Origin of the sequence: Herminiimonas sp. KBW02, from assembly GCF_003852535.1 — a bacterium.
Taxonomy (GTDB): Bacteria; Pseudomonadota; Gammaproteobacteria; order Burkholderiales; family Burkholderiaceae_D; genus Oxalicibacterium.
Genome location: NZ_QAJP01000015.1, coordinates 1,866 through 3,329 on the forward strand (window position 1 = coordinate 1,866; position 1,464 = coordinate 3,329).

1 protein-coding gene is annotated in these 1,464 nt (G+C 42.0%); it reads right to left on the bottom strand.

Going from position 1 to position 1,464, the window contains the following annotated elements; translation table 11 throughout:
• Positions 1 to 346: 346 nt before the first annotated feature.
• Complete coding sequence (gene egtD, locus DBR37_RS17085) at positions 347 to 1,306, bottom strand: L-histidine N(alpha)-methyltransferase (protein ID WP_199739147.1); 960 nt, start codon at positions 1,304 to 1,306, stop codon at positions 347 to 349.
• Between the last annotated feature and the right edge of the window lie 158 nt (positions 1,307 to 1,464).

The following is a 1,464-nucleotide window of genomic DNA, read 5'->3' on the forward strand; positions in this document are numbered from 1 at the left end:
ATCCGAGTCGCTTTCGACGCTCGTTCACTGTGACTGGGAAAAGATGTCACGTCGCAAGGACAGTAGAGGATTCATCGATACTTCAAGCAGAAAATAGTCAAACGAAATAATTTAACAGGAACGGTTGTACTACTCAATACTGGACTATCAGTCTCACCGTCGTTGCTGTAATTTTAGTCAAAGGAGGGCTTGCCGCTGCTTTGACTCTGCTGCGCGTTGATGAAAAAAGTAGGCGACTAGGAAGTAACGTAAAGATTGATTTTACGATGTCATTCGGGGCTTGATACAAGTGGATTGCATGCTTGGTAAACGTGTCTCGATTCTTTTCAGATTTGAATAGTTGTGCTCAACACGATGTATTTTTCAAGCCTAGAATGGCGTACGCTTGTTGTTCATCGGTCCAAACATTGGTGAGCGACCAATTATTCTCGAAGGTGATTGATTCCAACTGCTGTAACGTATATTTTCGCGAACTTTCAGTATGAATCGTTTCACCTTTCTCAAAGTGAAAAGAATGATCTTTTAAACGAACGATTTGGTCAGTCATGCTGACTAAATGCATCTCAATCGCAGATTCCTCTTCATTCCAACGAGCTGAGTGTTCAAACTGACTCAAAGAAAAATCCATACCAACCTCACGATTAAGTCGAGCCAAGATATTCTTGTTGAATTTGGCTGTTACACCTGCAGCATCAGCGTAGGCTGCAATAAGAGTTCGAGTGTCTTTACGTAAATCGATGCCAATGATCGCTTTGCCGTTTTTTTGTACATGGTGGCGCATCTGCTCGAGAAATCTGTCTATTTCTTTCCGATTCAGATTGCCAATCGTGGACCCGGGGAAAAATGCGACTCTTGAATCAGATTCGAGATCGTCTGGAAGTGCAAAATTATCCAAAAAATTAGCGACCAGAGGATAGACATTCAAAAAAGGGAATTTCAGTCGAATTCGCATAAATGTCTGGGCTAAAAAATCTCCAGCAATATCTATCGGAACATAAGCTCGAGGCTGATGGCACGCGTCTAGCAATGCTTCGGTTTTTACTGCGGCACCGGCGCCATATTCTACGATGGTCGCATTCGGCCCGATGAAATATGAAATTTCCTTGTCATAATTACGTAGAATGGCAATTTCTGTACGGGTTGGATAGTATTCAGGAAGTTGTGTTATTTCCTCGAACAACTGCGAACCAACATCGTCATAAAGCCATTGGCTGGGCAAACTTTTTTGCTTGAGTGATAAGCCGGCTATCGTATCGTCAGTTAACCGTTGAATTTGTTTATCAATCGTGGACATTGAGTCGTACATCTTTTTCCTTTATCAGTGAAGTGTTGCTAGTTCGTTCAAGATTATCGGAATCGAATCAATCAACCATGAAATACTTAATAATCACCGACGTAATTGATTATTCGATCTTTATTATTCTTTCCCGGTTGCGGAGAAGGTGCGTCGAAAGCGACTCGGAT